This window comes from Roseovarius sp. PS-C2, assembly GCF_018862045.1.
GTDB lineage: Bacteria > Pseudomonadota > Alphaproteobacteria > Rhodobacterales > Rhodobacteraceae > Roseovarius.
Window position 1 is genome coordinate 20,699 of sequence record NZ_JAHKSQ010000009.1, and the last position, 16,275, is coordinate 36,973.

General features: G+C 60.2%; 14 protein-coding genes. 9 read left to right on the forward strand and 5 right to left on the reverse strand.

Going from position 1 to position 16,275, the window contains the following annotated elements:
* Nucleotides 1–22: 22 nt before the first annotated feature.
* Nucleotides 23–1,456, forward strand: coding sequence for a 3-hydroxyacyl-CoA dehydrogenase (locus KPG71_RS15880; RefSeq protein WP_216339106.1), 1,434 nt, complete (start codon nucleotides 23–25; stop codon nucleotides 1,454–1,456).
* Here KPG71_RS15880 and KPG71_RS15885 read toward each other — a convergent pair.
* Nucleotides 1,453–2,508, reverse strand: a complete 1,056-nt coding sequence (locus KPG71_RS15885) for an AbrB family transcriptional regulator (RefSeq protein WP_216339110.1) — start codon at nucleotides 2,506–2,508, stop codon at nucleotides 1,453–1,455. The genes KPG71_RS15880 and KPG71_RS15885 overlap by 4 nt on opposite strands.
* A 268-nt stretch (nucleotides 2,509–2,776) precedes the next feature.
* Here KPG71_RS15885 and KPG71_RS15890 point away from each other — a divergent pair, with 268 nt between their 5' ends.
* Nucleotides 2,777–3,943 carry a thiolase family protein gene (locus KPG71_RS15890; protein WP_216339111.1) on the forward strand — a complete coding sequence of 389 codons (1,167 nt, stop codon included), beginning with the start codon at nucleotides 2,777–2,779 and terminating at the stop codon, nucleotides 3,941–3,943.
* Between the two features lie 217 nt (nucleotides 3,944–4,160).
* Here the strand turns inward: KPG71_RS15890 and KPG71_RS15895 are convergent, their stop codons facing one another.
* The 3 genes from KPG71_RS15895 to KPG71_RS15905 all read right to left on the reverse strand — a co-directional run bounded on the left by KPG71_RS15895 (nucleotide 4,161) and on the right by KPG71_RS15905 (nucleotide 7,054).
* Nucleotides 4,161–5,162: an ABC transporter substrate-binding protein gene (locus KPG71_RS15895; RefSeq protein WP_216339113.1), complete on the reverse strand. Its 1,002-nt coding sequence runs from the start codon at nucleotides 5,160–5,162 to the stop codon at nucleotides 4,161–4,163.
* Nucleotides 5,163–5,369: 207 nt separating this feature from the next.
* A complete protein-coding gene (locus tag KPG71_RS15900) occupies nucleotides 5,370–6,296 on the reverse strand; it encodes an electron transfer flavoprotein subunit alpha/FixB family protein (RefSeq protein ID WP_216339115.1) in 927 nt (308 codons plus the stop codon).
* The gene (locus KPG71_RS15905) at nucleotides 6,296–7,054 is read right to left on the reverse strand and encodes an electron transfer flavoprotein subunit beta/FixA family protein (RefSeq protein ID WP_216339313.1); all 759 of its coding nucleotides are present in this window, start codon (nucleotides 7,052–7,054) and stop codon (nucleotides 6,296–6,298) included. Before KPG71_RS15905 ends, KPG71_RS15900 begins: the two co-directional genes overlap by 1 nt.
* A 277-nt stretch (nucleotides 7,055–7,331) precedes the next feature.
* On the opposite strand from KPG71_RS15905, the gene KPG71_RS15910 reads away from it, so the two are divergent.
* From KPG71_RS15910 to KPG71_RS15925, 4 genes are all read left to right on the forward strand, one after another.
* Complete coding sequence (locus KPG71_RS15910) at nucleotides 7,332–8,483, forward strand: CaiB/BaiF CoA-transferase family protein (RefSeq protein ID WP_216339117.1); 1,152 nt, start codon at nucleotides 7,332–7,334, stop codon at nucleotides 8,481–8,483.
* A gap of 336 nt (nucleotides 8,484–8,819) precedes the next feature.
* On the forward strand, nucleotides 8,820–10,055 hold the full coding sequence (locus KPG71_RS15915; RefSeq protein ID WP_216339120.1) for a CaiB/BaiF CoA-transferase family protein: 1,236 nt from the start codon (nucleotides 8,820–8,822) through the stop codon (nucleotides 10,053–10,055).
* Between the two features lie 30 nt (nucleotides 10,056–10,085).
* Nucleotides 10,086–11,267: an acyl-CoA dehydrogenase family protein gene (locus KPG71_RS15920; protein WP_073035833.1), complete on the forward strand. Its 1,182-nt coding sequence runs from the start codon at nucleotides 10,086–10,088 to the stop codon at nucleotides 11,265–11,267.
* Nucleotides 11,268–11,275: 8 nt separating this feature from the next.
* Nucleotides 11,276–11,734 (forward strand): hypothetical protein, encoded by a 459-nt coding sequence (locus KPG71_RS15925; RefSeq protein WP_216339122.1) that lies wholly within the window; start codon nucleotides 11,276–11,278, stop codon nucleotides 11,732–11,734.
* A 144-nt stretch (nucleotides 11,735–11,878) separates the two neighbouring features.
* Here the strand turns inward: KPG71_RS15925 and KPG71_RS15930 are convergent, their stop codons facing one another.
* A complete protein-coding gene (locus tag KPG71_RS15930) occupies nucleotides 11,879–13,537 on the reverse strand; it encodes a sigma-54-dependent Fis family transcriptional regulator (RefSeq protein WP_216339124.1) in 1,659 nt (552 codons plus the stop codon).
* 262 nt (nucleotides 13,538–13,799) lie between these two features.
* Between KPG71_RS15930 and rpoN the strand changes: the two genes are divergently transcribed.
* The 3 genes from rpoN (at nucleotide 13,800) to KPG71_RS15945 (ending at nucleotide 16,273) form a co-directional block, all read left to right on the forward strand.
* The gene (gene rpoN / locus KPG71_RS15935) at nucleotides 13,800–15,230 is read left to right on the forward strand and encodes an RNA polymerase factor sigma-54 (protein WP_216339126.1); all 1,431 of its coding nucleotides are present in this window, start codon (nucleotides 13,800–13,802) and stop codon (nucleotides 15,228–15,230) included.
* Nucleotides 15,231–15,331: 101 nt separating this feature from the next.
* A complete protein-coding gene (locus KPG71_RS15940; RefSeq protein ID WP_216339127.1) occupies nucleotides 15,332–15,730 on the forward strand; it encodes a Zn-ribbon domain-containing OB-fold protein in 399 nt (132 codons plus the stop codon).
* 81 nt (nucleotides 15,731–15,811) lie between these two features.
* Nucleotides 15,812–16,273 (forward strand): MaoC/PaaZ C-terminal domain-containing protein, encoded by a 462-nt coding sequence (locus KPG71_RS15945; protein WP_073035842.1) that lies wholly within the window; start codon nucleotides 15,812–15,814, stop codon nucleotides 16,271–16,273.
* Nucleotides 16,274–16,275 lie beyond the last annotated feature (2 nt).

The window sequence follows — 16,275 nt, forward strand, 5'->3', positions numbered from 1 at the left end:
CAAGACATCGAGGAATTCGAACATGTCCGGATTGGATACATCAGCCACCATCGCTGTCGTCGGAGCAGGCACCATGGGCGCCGGGATCGCCCAACTCGCCGCATCGGCAGGTCATCGGGTTTTGCTTTTCGACGCCGGAGAGGGCGCCGCACAGAACGGCAAGGCGAAGATCGGTCAGACGTTGGAACGGCTGGTGAAAAAGGGCAAGATGACGGCCGAGGATACTGACGCGCTTATGGCGCGTATTGTTCCGGTCAAGGCGCTGGCCGATCTGTCCGGGGCGGCACTGGTGATCGAGGCCATCATCGAGGATCTCGATATCAAGCGCGGCCTGTTTGCCGATCTCGAAGCCATCGTCGGCACCGAAACGATCCTTGCCACGAACACCTCATCGCTTTCGGTGACGGCAATTGCCCGCGATCTGTTGCATCCCGAGCGTATGCTAGGGATGCATTTCTTCAACCCTGCCCCGGTCATGAAACTGGTCGAGGTCGTGTCGGGTGTCGCGACCTCGCGCAAGGTGGCCGAAACCACCTTTGCCACCGCCGAAACCTGGGGCAAGATCGCGGTTCATACGAAATCGACGCCCGGTTTCATCGTCAACCGCGTCGCGCGGGCCTATTACGCCGAACCGCTCCGGCTTCTGGAGGAACAGGTGGCCGATGTGGCAACGCTGGATGCGCTGCTGACCGAAGGCAGCGGTTTCCGCATGGGGCCTTTCGCGCTGATGGACCTGATCGGCAACGATGTGAACTATGCCGTCAGTGTAAGCGTCTTTAACGCCTATTTTCAGGAGCCGCGCTTTCGCCCGTCGATCCTGCAACTCGAACTGGTCAATTCGGGGCGGTTGGGACGCAAGAGCGGTCGTGGCTTCTATGAGTACGGCGAAGGCCAGGCGCCCGCCGCGCCGCCCGCAGCCGATATGACGGGGACGGATGCACCACTGATTGAGGCGCTGGACCTACAGGGCGAAACCGAAACACAAGGCGCAACCGTGGCGTTGACCGATGGCCGCACAGCAGGCGCACGGGCACAGGACTCTGGCCGCCCGGTTCTGGTTTTCGATCTCATGGCGTCTTCCGGCAGTGCGAAACGGGTCGCCTATGCCTGTTCCCCCGATCTGCCCGAGACAACAGCACGTTCATTCGAAGCGACGATGCGACAGCAGGGTATCGTTGCCACGAAAATTCCAGATTGGCCGGGCCTTGTCACGATGCGGACTGTAGCCATGCTGGCGAACGAAGCCTTCGAGGCGGTGATGCAAGGCGTCGCCACCGAAGCCGAGATAGATGCCGCGATGCGCTATGGCGTGAACTATCCCAAAGGTCCGATGGCATGGGCCCGCGAGATCGGATTGCCGCATGTGCTGAGTGTGCTCGACAATCTGAAACAGGTAACCGGCGATCCGCGCTACAGGGCCTCGTTCCTGTTGCGCCGCAGCGCGAACGCTGTCTAGCCCCTGCTCCGCGCCCTACGATCAACCGCATCGACGAACCATGAAATGTTCGGCACGATGATGAAAAGCCGCGTCAGGTGAAACGCGGTGATCATCGCGATATCCACGCCCATCACCTTGGCTGTCAGCGCCATTTCGGTTACGCCACCGGGCGCCATGGCAAGAAGCATGAGGTCAAGCGGCAAACCCAGCATATGCGACATCGCCACGCCCGTGACCGAACAGGTCGCGACGAAAAGTATGGAACAGGCCACGGCAGACGTGACATAGCGGCCCGCCGAAGTGAACAAAGAGCGACGGAACGTCGATCCGAGCCACGTCCCCAGCAGGATCTGCGCTATCATGAGAATGACGGGCGGGAAAGGCTCTAACGGGACACCGGCCACGTTCAGGACCGCGACCAGGGCCAGCGGACCCATGAAATAGGGATTGGCGATACGGAGAAACCTGAACAGAACGACACCGACCCACGCCACCAGCGCCAAAATCGCGATGGACACAGGATCGAACGCGCCTTGTGACACACCCTGCGCCCTGTCCGACACACCCTCGAGGAAATACAACGTCATCGGAATCGCGATCACGACGGTCGATATGCGAATGATCTGGGCAAGAATGATTGGGGCCGGATCGAACCCGTGCCGTTCAGCGGTCACCGACGCTTCGACCGGGCTGGTCGGCAGAACAGCGATCAGCGCATTGGCCAAAGGGATCGTGGCCAGACGTGAGAGGATCAGGGCGACAAACACCGCGATGCAGCAGATCAGCAAGGCCATACCAACCAGAAGCGGAACATTCAGGATCAGCGAGTGGAACGCCGCGGGGGTGAAGAACAGCGCCACCTGGCTGGCTACGGTCGCTTGCCCATAAGGGCGTGTCCCCACGGGAACCACCACATTCGACAGGCCGGTCAGCGTCAGGATGCCGGTCAGGACCATCGGGCCGATCATCCAGGGCAGGGGCAAGCCGATGGACTCGAACAGATACCCGGCTGCTGCACCGATTGCGTAGAGTGTAAACAGCAGCGTGAAGGACCGTATCCGTCTTATCATTCAGTATAATCTCCTTCTAAAACCGGCTTCGTGCCCAGACATGGCACCGCCCCCACGCAGCCAGGCTTGCGCACCCCGGCATTGTTCATCGCAATGATTTGACAGGCCTTCACGTACCCGCAAGTTTCAGGCCAAAACCAATTCTGGCGATGGCTTTTTCTACTCGTCGCTAATGGACTTGGCATGTGGTTTGCGCCGTAAGACCCCGAACGGCGTAACCCGCAAGGATGCGTCATGAAAGAATCCGATCCAAGCTGGAGGAACAACCATGTCTCTGAGAAATCGCGCCGTAGTCGTCGGGGTCGGCGAAAGCGATATTGGAAAGATGCCGCATATGTCCGGGCTGGGCCTGAATGCGCAGGCCGCAAGACGGGCCATTGCGGATGCGGGCCTTGACCATTCCCAGATCGACGGGCTGTTGACGGCCTATTCCTTTACCGAACCGTATTTCATGCTGGGGTCCGTTTTGGCCGAGTACCTGGGGATCAGGCCCACCTATTGCGCCTCGATCGCTGTGGGCGGCGGATCGCCGGCGGCGATGCTGCACCACGCGGCACAGGCTGTAGCGACAGGTGCGGCCAATTATGTGCTTGTCTGTGCAGGTGAAAACCGTGCCACCGGCCAAAACCGCGATGCGACCGTCAGCGCCCTGACCGCCGTTGGCCACCCTTATTTCGAAGCCCCCTATGGCATCGGGATTCCGTCGCTCTATGCCATCGTTGCCCAGGCCTACATGCACAAATACGGCACCACGCGCGAAGACATGGCCGCAGTGGCCGTGAACACCCGCAACCATGCACTTCTGCATCCGAACGCGCATATGAAAACGCCGATCACGGTCGATGACGTTCTGTCGTCCAAACCCATTTCGGACCCGCTTCACATGCTTGATTGCTGCCTGATCTCGGACGCGGGCGGCGCCTTTATCGTCACGACGCCGGAACGGGCCGCCGATTTGCCCGGCAAGCCGGCCTGGCTGGCCGGGATTGGTGAGTGTCATACTCACGAACACCTGACGTCGGCCCCCAGCCTCAGCGACTTCGGTGCCGAAGAATCCAGCCGCCGTGCCTACGACATGGCGGGCCTCGGCCCGACGGATATGGACCTTGCGATGCTTTACGATTGCTTCAGCATTGTCCCGATCATCGAAATCGAGGAAACCGGCCTGGTGCCGCGCGGCGAAGGCGGGGCGTTTTTCGCGGAAGGTCATGCCGCTGTGGGCGGGACGCTGCCCGTCAACACACATGGCGGGATGTTGAGCCATGCCCATGCCGGGGCAGTCGGCGGGCTGATGAGTATCGTCGAGGCCGTTCGGCAATTGCGTGGCGAGGCGGACGGTCGGCAGGTGGCAGGTGCCAATGCAGCCTTCGTTCATGGCGAAGGCGGCCTGCTTTCGTCTCATATCTCGATGGTCTTCACTTCCGAAGCCCGCTGACAAGACGCGCCCGGATTGGTGTGCCTGCTATGGTTCAAGGCCCCGGACTTCTGTTCCGGGGCCTATTTTTTGGTTGTCGCCGTCTTGCCGACAGCCATCCTTTCACCCTGGCACACGCTCTACAGGGGCCACGTAAAAAGGGCCGCCACGATGTGACGGCCCTTTTCAAACCACTGGCACCAGGCCTTTCAGCCCTCAAAGGTGCCCGGATAACTGGTTACTGAACAAACGATCCCTCGACAGCGGCCGGGTCGATCGGATTGTCCGTTTCGAAGGCGTTGGTGAATTCGACGACCCGCATGATCGCGTCACGGGTGATTGTCGCGCTTTCCGGCGTACCTGCCGCGAACTGTGACCAGATATCATCGAAAAGGTCTTTGTCCACGTCCGCATAATACTGCGCATACACACTGTCTCGTGCGTCGTTTGTCGTTTCCGGGTTACGGATCTGCGCCAGCCCGTTCTCGAACCCCTGCATGACTTTTTGCGCAAGCTCGGGGTTGTCGTCGATCCAGTCGCCACGCGCCGTGGCTACGATATAAAGAAAGCCGTCCAGCGCCTCGACCTCACCCGCCCCGGTGTTGAAGGCGAAAACCGCACCCCGTTCACGCACCGCGATCTGCGGGGTGGGCGCTGACAGGGAAATGCCGTCGATACGGCCTTCTTCGATAGCCGCCTGGTAAACGCCGATATCCTTGCCCAGATAAACGATGGTCAGATCCGAATCCGGGTCGAGACCGGCCTCTCCGGCGAAATAGCGAATGATATGGTCACCGCCACCGGGCCCGGAGGTCGCGATCCTTGCACCCCGCATGGCCTCCAGCATGTCTTCATAGCTACTGTCGGCATTGACACCCTTACTTTCCGCCCATTCCTTGGAATAGACGATGCTGGAACTGTATTGCGTGACCAGCCCGGACACCATACGCAGGTCGAGGCCTTCCTTGCGCGCGAACAGCACGCTCGCCGTCGACCCGACGGCGATATCCGCACTGCGACCGACAAGCGCGGCAACGGTCTTGGAGCCAGAGCCGGTGCGGATGATCTCGGGTGTCACGCCCGCATCCTCAAAAGCACCACTGGTCACCGCTGCAAACAACGGGAGGAAAGCGAAGCTCTCCGTAGAATGTGCGATCCGCACGGTTTCCTGTGCAGAGGCAAAGGATGCGCTCAGGGCGACTCCTGCAACCGCAATCATTTTGGCAATCTTGTGCAACATGTTTTCCTCCTCCGTTGCGTTGACAGGGCCGACCAATTCTGAGGTTGGTTGGTCCCCGGCTCGTACCCGGGACCGCGCAATTCATATGCCAAGTTCAGAATCCGACGCGAAAAACGCACGCCGAACGGTCTGAACCCTTGCCGGTTCCGGTTGTCGCTGCAACCGGAACCTCTCTCGAACAGTCATGGATCGCGGCCCGTTTCGACATCACAGTTTCTCGGTGAGTTCCGGGACGGCCTCGAAGAGGTCGGCGACGAGGCCGTAATCGGCGACCTGGAAGATGGGGGCCTCTTCGTCCTTGTTGATGGCGACGATGATCTTGGAGTCCTTCATCCCCGCGAGGTGCTGGATCGCGCCCGAGATGCCGATGGCGACATAGAGATCGGGGGCGACGACCTTGCCGGTCTGGCCCACCTGCCAGTCGTTCGGGGCAAAGCCCGAATCGACCGCCGCGCGCGACGCCCCGACGGCGGCACCCAGCTTGTCGGCCAGCTTCTCGATCAGCGCGAAGTCCTCCTGCGAGCCCACGCCGCGCCCGCCCGACACCACGACACCCGCCGAGGTCAGCTCGGGGCGGTCGCTTTCGGCGACCTTGTCGGCCACCCATTCCGACAGCGCCGGATCGGCGGCGGCGGCGATGTTTTCGACAGATGCCGAATTGCCGGTGCCTGCCGCCTCGAACGTCGATGTCCGGAAGCTGATAACCTTCTTTTCATCTTTCGACTTTACCGTCTGAATCGCGTTGCCGGCATAGATCGGGCGTTCGAACGTGTCGGCATCCACAACGGCGGTCACATCCGTGATCACCATCGCATCCAGAAGCGCGGCCACCCGCGGCAGGATGTTCTTGGCGTCCGTGGTCGCGGGCGCGACGATATGGCTGTAGTCGCCCGCAAGGCCGACGATCAGCGCGGAGACCGGCTCGGCCAGGCGGTGACCGTAAAGCGCATCCTCGGCGCACAGCACCTTGGCCACGCCGTCGATCGTGGCGGCCTCGGACGCGGCACCGGCGCAGGTCGCGCCCGCGCACAGAACCGTCACGTCGCCCAGTTTACCGGCGGCGGACACGGCCTTGGCGGTGGCATCCATCGCCAGCGCCCCATCGTTGATTTCGGCAATCAGGAGTACAGCCATCACACAGCCCCCGCTTCCTTGAGTTTCGACACCAGCTCGTCGACCGAGCCCACGATCTCGCCGGCCTTGCGCGCCTCGGGTTCCGAGGTGCTGACAATTTCCAGCCGCGGCGTCACGTCGACGCCGTAGTCGGCCGCGGTTTTCTCGTCCAGCGGCTTCTTCTTGGCCTTCATGATGTTGGGCAGCGACGCATAGCGCGGCTCGTTCAGGCGCAGATCGGTCGAGATGATCGTCGGCAGCTTGACCTTGATCGTCTGCAACCCGCCATCCACTTCGCGGGTGACGACGGCGGCATCGCCGTCAATGTCGATCTCGTTGGCATACATCGCTTGCGACCAGCCCAGCAGCGCCGACAGCATCTGCCCGGTGGCGTTCATGTCGTTGTCGATCGCCTGCTTGCCCGTAAGGACGAGGCCCGGCTGTTCCTCTTCGATGACCTTGGCCAGGATCTTGGCCACGGCCAGCGGCTCGATATCGGTGTGAACGTCATCCGCCGCCTCGACCAGGATCGCCCGGTCCGCGCCCATCGCCAGCGCCGTGCGAAGCGTTTCCTGCGCCTGTTTGACGCCGATCGAGACCGCCACGACCTCCTCGGCCTTCCCGGCCTCCTTCAGGCGGATCGCCTCTTCGACCGCGATCTCGTCGAACGGGTTCATCGACATCTTCACATTCGCAAGATCGACACCGCTCCCGTCCGCCTTCACGCGAACCTTCACGTTGTAGTCAATCACGCGCTTGACAGGCACTAACACCTTCATTGGCATGGTCTCTCTCGATTGTTTCATCCGAACCGAGCTCGGAAATGCAACGGCATATATCCGTCTGATCACCCCGAAACCGCGCAAATCCCGTGCCAGACAAAGTGGCTGTACCGGCCCTGCCGCCGAAGCGGCGCTTGCGTCAAAGCCGGTTTACCATCTCCATTCACCAAAAAGACGGCTATTCGCACAAAGCAAACGTCCTGTCCGAGACTGGCACCGACTTTGCGTGGAATAAGCAATGATACACCTTGGAGAATTAGAAAAGGACGGGCAGATGGGAGCACTTTCAAACGTCAGGGTCATCGAGCTTGCCGGCATGGGGCCAGTACCTTTCTGCGGCATGTTGCTGGGCGACATGGGCGCCGATGTGTTGCGCATCGACCGGCTTGCCCCGACCGGAGACGGGATTGTCATGGCTGCCTCTGCCGATCTGAGGGGGCGCAACAAACGGTCGGCCCGGATCGACCTCAAGCATCCGCAGGGCCGGGAGGCGCTGATGTCCCTCGTGAAATCCGCCGACATCCTGCTGGAAGGATACCGGCCCGGCGTCACCGAGCGAATGGGAATCGGTCCCGAGCCTTGCCTCGAGGCGAATCCGGCACTGGTCTATGGCCGAGCGACGGGCTGGGGCCGCGAGGGTCCGATGGCGATGACCGCAGGCCATGACATCAATTATCTGGCGCTGACCGGGGCATTGGCGATGATCGGGCCGCCGGGCGGTGCGCCGGTTCCGCCACTGAACCTGGTCGGGGATCTCGGCGGCGGTGCGCTCTATCTTGCCTTCGGAGTGCTTTGCGCCCTCAACTCGGCGCAGGCGACAGGCAAGGGACAGGTCGTCGATTCAGCCATGATCGACGGGATCGCCAGCCTTCTGACCGTGTCGCATGGCCGTCGCCAATTCGGGCAATACGTAGCCGGACGCGGGCAGAACATCCTTGATGGTGGTGCGCCGTTCTATACCACCTATGCGACGAAGGACGGCAAGTTCGTGGCCGTCGGAGCAATCGAGGCAAGATTTTACAAGGCCCTGATCGAGACATTGGGTTTCGATGCGGAAGACCTGCCACAACGGGACGACCGCCAGGACTGGCCCCGGCTGCGAGAGATTTTCGCCGACAGGTTTCGCGAAAAGACCCGCGCGGAGTGGGAAAGCATCTTTGACGGAATCGACGCCTGCGTGTCCCCCGTCTTGGAACTGGAAGAAGCCGGACATCATCCGCATAATGTCGAACGCGCGATGTTGGTGGCGCGTGAAGGGGTCGAGAACCCGGCCCCGGCCCCACGGCTGTCGGAGACGCCGGGCACCTTGTCGCGCCCGCCGGTCGAGGCCGGTCAGCACACCGCCGAGGCATTGGCCGATTGGGGCCTTGACGCCGATTTGATCTCGGAAGGGCTCGAGCAGGGTTTCTTGTCCGGGACATCCTGATCCTTTTCTGGACCAGTTGGATATTGCGGAACAGGCGCCATGGACCCCCTTGGCGCCTGTTTTACATGGCTTGCCGAACGGTTGGCCCAATATGCAGCAACATCAAGACGTTGCACTTCGATACCTATCGCAATTCTTGTGCTAAAGCGTCTAAGGGTAATTTTTACTAACCATTAAGACGATTTATATTACTTTACTTTACCGTCTCCGAAGTGCGATCCAATTCTCCAGGAAGGAAGTTCCGGCCAATTAACCAGAACGCATCGTCATTGATCCCAGGGGAAGCGACGCCCGGGAAACGATGCCCTGTTGCCGGACGTTGGGAGGACTTGCCAAATGTCGTCACACCAGACGGAACTACCGCTTGCCGGTGTCAAGGTTGTGGAATTGTCTCATCTCGTCGCCGCCCCGCATGCCGCGATGCTGATGGCCGATGAAGGCGCGGAGGTGATCAAGGTCGAGCCGCCGCAAGGGGAACTGTCGCGTTCTCGCGAACCCACGCGCAAGCTGGGACCGCATCGGGTGTCCGGCCATTTCGGGGCCTGCAACCGCGGCAAACGCAGCATTGCGCTGGACCTCAAGAACGGCTCCGGGCGCGAAGTGATGCGCAAATTGTTGGCTGAGGCCAACATTTTCATCACGAATGTACGTGCTGACGCCCTGGGGCGGCTGGGGCTTCACCCCGATAGCCTGCATGAGGAATTTCCACATCTGATCGTCGTGATCATCAGCGGCTTCGGATACAAAAATGCGGGCGAATACGAAGGCCGCGCCGGGCTTGCCATGGTCGGTGAAGCGCTTTCGGGGTCGACGGGCCTCGCGCGGGACCATCAGGGGCATCCGGTCTGGTGCGGCTTCGCACTGGGTGATGTGGCCGCTGGCATGACAGCACATTCTGCGGCACTTCTGGCGCTCAGGCTCCAGGACAAGACCGGCAAGGGCCGCGTCCTGGATATCACGCTGGCGGAAAGCATGCTGCCGATGGTCGGCTCGCCCATCGTCCGGACTCAGGTGGCCGACGAAAGCGTGAAGGAAGCGGCAGGTCCAAACAATTATAACGGCGTTCCCTACGGCACGTTCAAGGCCAAGGACGGTTTCGTCAATCTCGGCGTCAACAATGACAAATTGTGGCGGCAGTTCTGCGTCGCAATCGGCCAGCCGGAACTGGGCACCGATCCGCGCTATGCGCTTTACCTCGACCGTGCGGCGCGGACCGCCGAGGTGGTGGCACTGACCGAAGCTTTCACCTCGCAACACACAAGGGACGAACTCACCCGGATATTCGAAGAAGCAGACGTTCCCATCGCCAGCATTCTCAGCATCCCCGAGACCATGGCCAACGATTACTACGCCATTCGGGGCGCTTTCGAGATGGCCGATGACGGGCTGGGAGGCGAGTTGCAATTGCCGATCGACCCGACGCGTCTCACCGATCCAAACGCCCGGAAAGCCCTGCCGCGACTCGATCAACACCGGCAGGAAATTCTCGAACAATACGGCTTCAACGCGGCGGATCGCGCGCGTCTGGCCGATGCTGGTGCCTTTGGGCAGCAGCCGGCCGAAGTCGACTGACAATCCAAGCTCAAAACGGAGAATACCAAAATGATGGACGCACTTGATCCGCCCCTTGAAGGAACACTGAAAGACGTTCTCGAGGCCACCAAAAACGTAACCCGCCAGTTTCCCGAAGAATACTATCGTGAGCTGGACCGCACGGACGGTTACCCTCACGAGTTCATCAAGGTCGCCATGGAAGCCGGGCTCGGTGCCGTGATGGTCCCCGAAGAATACGGCGGCATGGGCCTGGGCGCCCGCGAAGCTTCGGTCGTCGTGGAGGAGATTCACCGCTCGGGTGGGACAGGCTCGATGATCCACGGGCAGCTTTTCATGATGGGTATTCTGGCTCGTCACGGGTCGGAAGACCAGAAGAAGGGCATCCTGCCCAAGGTCGCCGATGGCAGCGTGCGGTTGCAGTCGTTTTCGGTCACCGAACCCAATGCCGGTACCGACACCTCGAAAATCCAGACCCGTGCCCGTCGTGGCGGCAAGGGCTGGATCATCAAAGGTCAGAAGGTCTGGACCTCGCGGATGGACCACACCGACTATTTCATCGTGTTCGCCCGGACCAGCGAAGCTCCCGAAGGCAAGCCATTCCGCGGTCTGTCCTGCTTCCTCGTGGACAAGCGCGAAGTGGACCCCAAGCAGCTGACCACCCGAAAGATCCCGGCAATGTTCAACCACCACACCTATGAGGTCTGGTACGATAACATGGAAATCCCCGAGGACTCGCTGATCGGCGAGGAAGGCAAGGGATTCTACTACCTGCTGGACGGCCTGAACGCCGAGCGCGTCATGATTGCCGCCGAATGTGTCGGTGACGGCAAGTGGTTCATCGAAAAGGCCGTGAACTACTCCAAGGAGCGCGAAATCTTCGGGCGTCCGATTGGCCAGAACCAGGGCGTCCAGTTCCCGATTGCCCGTGGATATGCCAACCTGATGGCCGCCGACGCCCTGCGCTGGAAAGCTGCCGAACAGTTCGACACAGGCGCGGACGCCAGCGCCACCGGTGCCAACGCCAACATGGCTAAGATGCTGGCCTCCGAAGCGGCATGGGACCTTGGCTTCCATTGCCAGCAAACACATGGCGGCTTCGGTCTGGCGGTGGAATACGACATCGAGCGAAAGGTGCGGGAAAACCGCGTTTTCCAGATCGCACCGATCTCGACCAACATGGTTCTCAACTATATCGGTCAGCATGTTCTCGGCATGCCCCGGTCTTATTGAGGTCCGCCATGGAAACCGGACTCTATTACGAGGAATACACCGAGGACTGGTCCTACGAAAGCAAGGGACTGGAGATCACCGACGAGATGATCGGCGACTTCGTGGAGCTGTGCCGCTTTACCTCGCCGACCTTCACGGACCGATCCTATGCAGACAAGAACTATTCCGGGCGCATGTCGCCCGGACTCCTCGTCCTTTCGCTTGCCGAAGGGCTGGTACTAGATACCGGGCTGACCAGACGCCGTGGTATTTTCCTGATGGAACTTCAGCCGAAATTCCTGAAACCCGCCTTCGCGGGCGACACGATCATCAATCGCGTCACGCTCAAGCACAAGCGACTGACCAGCAAGCCGGATCGCGGGGTTGTCGTCACCAGCCATGACGTTGTGAACCAGAAGGGCGAAACTGTCATCACCTATCTCTCGACGCGCATGATCCGCACGCGAAATTTCGTCGAGGCGGGCTGAGACGATGTGCCGGAACGCGCCGATATCACGCAAAACCGCCGGGGTCGGGCAGGGTATCTCTGTCGGTCTGGAGCGGGTGTGACCCTGACAGGACACATATCACCGGCCCTGGCCAAACTGCGGACTTGTCCGCAGGGTATCCCGTCAGTTCTCCATCTTCTTGTAGAGGCGGGAGCGCGAGACGCCCAGAAACTCGGCCGCCTTCTTCTTGTTGCCCTTGAAACGCGACAGCGCATCTTCGACAAGACGCCGCTCCAGATCATCAAGCGCATCCTTCAGTTTCCCACCCGGCACGTTATCGGCAAAGGCGGAGTCCGTATCGGAGTCTTCCTGCCCCGGTTCCGCCGCATGCGCTTCGAAATCCGTGACGGTCAGGCGGCCCTCGTCCGCGAAGACAAAGGCCCGCTCCAGCACATGACGCAGCTGGCGGATATTTCCGGGCCAGGACCGTTCCATGAGGTATTCGTTGACGTTGTAATCGACCTCGGGCATCGGACGGTTGAGCTGCTCCGCCACTTCACGCAGGAAATGGTTGGCCAGCAGGGGAATATCCTCGAGCCGTTCTTCCAGCGACGGCAGCGTGAGCACGATCGGACTGATCCGGTAATACAGATCCATCCGAAACTTGCCCTGATCTATGAAGGACTGCAGATCGCGGTTGGTCGCGCTGCACAGCCGGAAATCCACATGGGTGGGCTTGTCGCCGCCGACGCGCTCGACCATGCGGTCCTGCAATACCCGCAACAGCTTGGACTGCACCTCCAAAGGCATGTCCCCGATCTCGTCGAGAAAGATCGTGCCCTTGTTGGCCAGTTCGAACTTGCCGGGCTTGCCCTTCTTGGCCGCACCGGTAAAGGAGCCGGATTCGTATCCGAAAAGCTCGCTTTCAACCAGCGACTCGGGCAGAGCCGCCGCGTTGACAGTCACCAGGCGCGCATCCGAGCGCGGGCTGAGCATGTGCAGAGCACGGGCGACCAGTTCCTTGCCGGTGCCGCTTTCACCCTGAATGAGAACCGGGATATCCAGCGGCGCGATCTTGCGGATTTGTTCGCGCAGGGACTGGATTGCCGGGCTTTTGCCGATGATCGCATCAAGGAATTCCTCTCCTTTCGAGGAGACCTGGGTTTCCTTCTTGAACGCTTCGACCTGCGCTTCGAGCGCGTTGATGCGGCGTGCCATGGCCTGAACCTGCTGCGGCCCCTTGAACATAACCCGTCCGATTGCGCCCACAACCTTGTCGTCGCGGCGGATCGGATGGCGCGAGACAACGCGCTCGCTGCTGCCCATACGCTGAATCTGGCCAACCTCGGCGACGCCGGTCTTGACCACGTGATGCAGCCTCGTGTTCTCGATCACTTCACGAACCCTCCGGCCAATCCCCTCGCCGGGGCGCAGCCCGAAGAATTTCTCATGAACAGGCGAGATATAGGTCAGATGCGCCTTGTCGTTGACGACCGCCATGGCGTCATAGGGATCGGTCAGGACATGGTCGATGATGTCATAGGCGAAATCGACACTCATCACGAAATTCAGAACGTTCTCGCCCGGCGGAACCGACAGCAGGATAAGATGACCGTCAGCCACGTCAGCGATGTGACCGACATAGCTTTCCTCTGCCAGAAGAACGGGAAACATCCGCTTTTCCCTGGCCTGTTCGATCCATTCGAGGTCGCTGACCATGGCCTTGATCCGCGGATCGCTGCCGATCCCGAGCGCCGCCAGAATGCGCCCGTCCTCACCGATCAAAATGGCACCGGTATGAGATTTGAAGGACGAAGATTGCGTCATGACGGTCTCTTTCATAAAGATTGTGTCTTTGTTTCCGACATTCGCCGGAATGTCCACCACTGTGTGAGCGCAATAAGGACGAAATCACAGCGCTCTGTCTCAAATTTCAGACACAGGCGCGGCAACGTCAACCGCACCATCAGCACCCGACCGACATCACCTGCATCCGGAACTTTTCAGCGTCTGGCCCCGATGAGGCCGGACTGCGGGGCTTTGCAGCCCTCGGAGAACGCCCGCAAGGCCCCACGAGCGACAAAAACAGGAGGGGAGGCCTGTTATGTTAATTCAACGAAATATCGGACTTCAGCAGCGGCAGAGCCAACAAATCTCGGCGCAAGCGATCCAGTCACTGAGCATCCTTCAGTACAGTCATTCGGAACTGGCGTCCTATCTCGAAGATCAGGCCGATCGAAATCCGTTGATCGAGGTCACTTTGCCAAGCCTGCCCACGGACACACCCAATGCTCCGGGCGACAATCCCTGCGAGATGCATCGCTCAAATGCAAAAATCGCGTCCACCACTCCCCAACTGCCGGTACAGCGGCAGGGCCGTCAGCATAGCCCGCGCCGCACCGAAGACTGGGTTGACCTTGTCGAGGCAACCTGCAGTGCAAGCGTCACCCTGCGCGAGCATCTACTTCAACAGGTTGCCCTGAGTTTCCGGGACCTGACGGAGCGTGCAATCGCGGCGGACGTGGTCGAACATATCGACGAAGACGGATACCTGCGAATGAACCTTGCGGTTCTGTCCGACATCATCGGAGCCGATGAAAGCCAGGTCGAAAACGTTCTCAATATCGTGCAAGGGTTCGATCCGGCGGGTGTAGGCGCTCGTGATCTGGCGGAATGCCTCCGCCTGCAACTCGATGAGCGGGGCATGATGACTTGGGCGATGGACAAGTTGCTCGACAATCTCGACATGCTGGCGCGGTTCGAGATTACCAAACTTTCAAGAACCATCGGCACCAGCCCGGAAGACGTGGTCGGCATGGCCAGGGACATCCGTTCGCTCGATCCGAAACCGGGCCGTCAGTTTGATACCGAGCCAACGCTTCCCGCCCTGCCGGACGTCGTCGTAGATCGCGATACCGATGGAAGCATACATGTCGAACTCAACACCGATCTGTTGCCCCGCGTGCTTGTCGATCGGCAATATTATGCAGAAATCTCGGGGAAGGCCCGCAATGCCGAAGACAAACGGTTTGTCGTGGACTGTATGAGCAACGCGAACTGGCTTGTCAGGAATCTCGACCAACGTGCTCAGACTGTCCTCAAAGTTGCGACCGAGATCGCGAAACGCCAGGAACAGTTTCTGCAACACGGCCCCGAACACCTGCGGCCGCTCGGGCTCAAGGATGTCGCAGACGCGGTTGGCGTCCATCAATCGACGGTCTGCCGCGCCATCGCACACAGGCATATGTTGACAGCGCATGGAATGTTCGAACTCAAATATTTCTTTTCGAACTCCATCAACGCTACGGCAGGCAGCGAAGAGCAATCTGCCGAAACCGTGCGTCAGAAAATTCGCCAGTTGATCGAGACAGAGACACCCAAGACGGTGATGTCAGACGACACCATCGTTTCGGCCCTGCGCGACGAGGGTATCGAGATTGCCCGGCGCACGGTCGCGAAATACCGCGACATGCTGCGCATCCCGTCTTCGGCACAGCGCCGCAGGGAAATGCGGGCCGGGCTGAAACTTTGTTGAGGCCAACGGCAAGCAATTGAACAATTGGCATGAGATTTGCGCCTTCGAGTACCGGATTACGCGCGCTTTCGCATGGCGCCGACTTTGCAGGAGAACCACAAATGAGCGATCAATTCCGCTACGCCAACGGCGACTCTCTTGAATACTGGCAAGCAGCAAAGGAAGGGCGGCTGGTGTTCCAGAAATGCCGTGACTGTGGCCATGTCCAGTTTCCGCCGCGCCACCATTGCGAAAGCTGCTGGAAGGCCGAGCTCGACTGGACGCAAAGCGCCGGTCGCGGCGAGGTCGAAAGTTTCACCATCGTTCGCCGGGCGCCCCTGCCGGATTTTCGCGACAAGGTGCCCTACGTCGTGGCCGCCATTGCCGTCGAAGAAGGCCCGCGGATGCTGACGAACCTTGTGGGCGACAACGCCCTCGATGTTGCGGTCGGCGACAAGGTGAAGGTCACCTTCCAACCCGACGAGGACGGCGAGATCCTGCCGCAGTTCGAACTGGTCTGATGCGCCATCGGTCACGGCCATGATCCACACGACCCGCGCCGCGACCGCCCCGAGACACAAAACAAACACGAGGAAACCGTTATGAACGCACCTGTCCGAGGCAAATACTGGGAAGATTTCGAAGTTGGTGAGGTGATCCATACGCCCAAGCGCACCGTCACCTCGACCGACATCGTGAATTTCGCCTGCCTGACCGGCGATTTCAATGAGGTTCACACCAACTGGGAATACTGCAAGGAAACCCAGTTCGGCGAGCCCATCGCCCACGGTCCGCTGGTCTATTCCATCGTCGGCGGGTTGCAATACGCTGCGGGGATTAATGACGGCACATTGATTGCGCTGCTGGAAATCAACGGCTGGCGGATGCTTAAACCCGTTTTCCACGGCGACACAATCCATGCGGAACTGACGGTGACGGCCAAGAACGAAACCAGCAAACCCGACAAGGGCGTGGTCGAAATGAAGCGGGAGTTCAAGAACCAGAAGGGCGAAACCGTACAGCAAATGGAAGTCAAAATGCTGTATAAACGCCGACAAGCCTGAGG

Bases quoted from the DNA above. Each gene is read 5' to 3' on its own strand.
- KPG71_RS15880 (WP_216339106.1), top strand. From the start codon at position 23: ATGTCCGGATTGGATACATCAGCCACCATCGCTGTCGTCGGAGCAGGC.
- KPG71_RS15885 (WP_216339110.1), bottom strand. From the start codon at position 2,508: ATGATAAGACGGATACGGTCCTTCACGCTGCTGTTTACACTCTACGCA.
- KPG71_RS15890 (WP_216339111.1), top strand. From the start codon at position 2,777: ATGTCTCTGAGAAATCGCGCCGTAGTCGTCGGGGTCGGCGAAAGCGAT.
- KPG71_RS15895 (WP_216339113.1), bottom strand. From the start codon at position 5,162: ATGTTGCACAAGATTGCCAAAATGATTGCGGTTGCAGGAGTCGCCCTG.
- KPG71_RS15900 (WP_216339115.1), bottom strand. From the start codon at position 6,296: ATGGCTGTACTCCTGATTGCCGAAATCAACGATGGGGCGCTGGCGATG.
- KPG71_RS15905 (WP_216339313.1), bottom strand. From the start codon at position 7,054: ATGAAGGTGTTAGTGCCTGTCAAGCGCGTGATTGACTACAACGTGAAG.
- KPG71_RS15910 (WP_216339117.1), top strand. From the start codon at position 7,332: ATGGGAGCACTTTCAAACGTCAGGGTCATCGAGCTTGCCGGCATGGGG.
- KPG71_RS15915 (WP_216339120.1), top strand. From the start codon at position 8,820: ATGTCGTCACACCAGACGGAACTACCGCTTGCCGGTGTCAAGGTTGTG.
- KPG71_RS15920 (WP_073035833.1), top strand. From the start codon at position 10,086: ATGATGGACGCACTTGATCCGCCCCTTGAAGGAACACTGAAAGACGTT.
- KPG71_RS15925 (WP_216339122.1), top strand. From the start codon at position 11,276: ATGGAAACCGGACTCTATTACGAGGAATACACCGAGGACTGGTCCTAC.
- KPG71_RS15930 (WP_216339124.1), bottom strand. From the start codon at position 13,537: ATGAAAGAGACCGTCATGACGCAATCTTCGTCCTTCAAATCTCATACC.
- rpoN (WP_216339126.1), top strand. From the start codon at position 13,800: ATGTTAATTCAACGAAATATCGGACTTCAGCAGCGGCAGAGCCAACAA.
- KPG71_RS15940 (WP_216339127.1), top strand. From the start codon at position 15,332: ATGAGCGATCAATTCCGCTACGCCAACGGCGACTCTCTTGAATACTGG.
- KPG71_RS15945 (WP_073035842.1), top strand. From the start codon at position 15,812: ATGAACGCACCTGTCCGAGGCAAATACTGGGAAGATTTCGAAGTTGGT.